Genomic DNA, 2,109 nt, shown 5'->3' on the forward strand with positions numbered 1-2,109 from the left:
CTAGTTTCTGTCGCGAAACACATTCGCCCTTTAAAATAGGGGGTATTTCGCGATTTTCGAGTACGTTTTTTCTTGCGACGTACATGTGCACGGTATCACATACTTCATATGAAGCATGTTGATTCGGAATCGCCTTCTGATGTCGCGCGCTGGCTGCAAAGCGAATCGACGAATCTTTGGCCTGCGTTTTTGGGTTCGCTGAGCCTGCGCCGTAGTCGGTGCATCCGCAAGAATTGCCCAGCGTGCGAGTCTGGCGAGCAGCATCAAAGTTATGTGCTGTACGGTCGCGCGAACGCGAACGGGCGTCGTGTTGCCGTCTACGTGCCGGAAGAGCTTGTGCCGGAGGTTCAGCGCGGTCTGGACAACGGACGCGCCCTGCAGGAGCTGCTGCAGCAGGCTGCGCCGCGCTACGTGAAGGCCTTGAAGCGAGAACGGACCGAAGCAGCCAAAAGCAAGAAGAGCCGAGCGGTGTGAGAGCGACGTCGCGACAGATCAGCTTTGCTGATTGGGAACTGATGCGGCAACGTGATCAGGGCATTCGCCTGGAGCCGCTGCTGGAGGCGATATCCAGCTTTCTCGACGACCAGCGGGACGTCATCGAGCGCGTCGGGCGGGATCTGGTGCGTGGCCTGAAGCAGCCCGATAGCGGTCGTCACGGATTGACGGCGACACAGGTTCTGCGCTCGCTGGTTCTGATGCGGCTCAAGAACTGGGACTATCGCGAGTTGCGTGAACGCATCGCAGATGGATTGACGCTTCGTCAGTTCACCGACTTCTACTGCGCGCCGGTGCCGAAGCATGACGCTTTTCAGCGTGGCTTCATCCGTCTGACCCCACAAACGCTGAGAGCGGTCAACGATTTGGTGGTTCGGGCAGCGGTCGAGCTCGGATTGGAGGACGGCGCGAAGCTGCGGGTCGACACTACGGTGGTGCAGACCGACATTCATCATCCGACCGACAACACGTTGCTATGGGATGTGGTCCGCGTCGTCACACGCTTGGTCCGCCGTCTGGCCAAAGCGCTGGAATTGCGAAGAATCAAGGGCTTTTGCGACCGCACGCGCGCGGCGCGGCGCCGGATGTACGAGATCCAGCGCATGACGACGAGGCAGCGTCACGAGCAGCAGACCCGAACGTACCGGGTGCTCATCGACATCGCCGAGGAGGTCGTAGGAAACGCGCGCGCGGGGCTCGAGAGGACCCGCACGATGCGCGGCAAGGACATGTTCGCCGACATAGCCATTGAGGAACTGCGCAGGCAGATCGAGCACTTCTGCGGGCTGGGAGATCGTGTCATCGATCAGGCACGTCGTCGTGTGCTCTTTGGTGAGCAGGTGGCTACCGACGAGAAGATTTATTCCATCTTCGAGCCCCATACCGACCTGATCAAGCGCGGCAAGGTGCGCACGCCGGTCGAGTTCGGCCATAAAGTCTTCCTCGCCGAAAGCGCGGAGGGCCTGATCACGCAATACGAGGTGCTGAAGGGCAATCCGCCCGACGAGGTTCACGTGGCATCTTCCCTCCAGCGCCACAGGCAAGCCTTTGGCCGTGCCCCGCAGCTGTACGGCTCGGATCGTGGCTTCTTCAGCGAGCAGAACCTTGCCTCGTGCAAGCACGCCGGCGTCAAGGTGGTCTGCATTCCGCAGCGTGGCGGCAAGAGGACGGGACGACGTGAAGCGTACGAGAAGAGCGCGGTCTTCAAGAATGGTCAGCGCTTTCGCGCCGGCATCGAGGGACGCATCTCGGTGCTGTTCCGAGGCCGCGGCATGAAGCGCTGTCTTGCCGAAGGACGCGACCGCTTCGAATTGTGGGTCGGCGCCGCTGTGCTCGCCAACAATCTCATGAGGATTGCGGCAATGCTGGGGGCACGATCGCCGCGCAGGCAAAAAGCGGCTTGACCTTCATGGCGCCCCCTTCTCCGAAGCCGCAGGTACCCCCGCGGCTGAACGCCTCTTGATCTGAAACCTCGTTGCTCAATACCGAAATCAGGCCCGAAAATCAGGCCCTTCGGAGCTTGCCGATCCCTGCAGCTACCGGCATTTTGTGCCCAATCCATCGGCATAACTTAGATTGCGCCACTCAACCCGGGCGTTTCGCGACAGAAACTAG

The 2,109-nt window shown here is 60.5% G+C and carries 2 protein-coding genes; both read left to right on the forward strand.

The features are described from left to right. The first annotated feature begins 108 nt into the window (after positions 1-108). Positions 109-474: a DUF6788 family protein gene (locus QQL28_RS45545; RefSeq protein WP_284276400.1), complete on the forward strand. Its 366-nt coding sequence runs from the start codon at positions 109-111 to the stop codon at positions 472-474. A 41-nt stretch (positions 475-515) separates the two neighbouring features. Next, positions 516-1,898 (forward strand): ISNCY family transposase, encoded by a 1,383-nt coding sequence (locus tag QQL28_RS45550; RefSeq protein WP_284276402.1) that lies wholly within the window; start codon positions 516-518, stop codon positions 1,896-1,898. Positions 1,899-2,109 lie beyond the last annotated feature (211 nt).

The sequence above is a fragment of the Bradyrhizobium iriomotense genome, from assembly GCF_030160715.1.
In the GTDB taxonomy this organism is placed as follows: Bacteria; Pseudomonadota; Alphaproteobacteria; order Rhizobiales; family Xanthobacteraceae; genus Bradyrhizobium; species Bradyrhizobium iriomotense.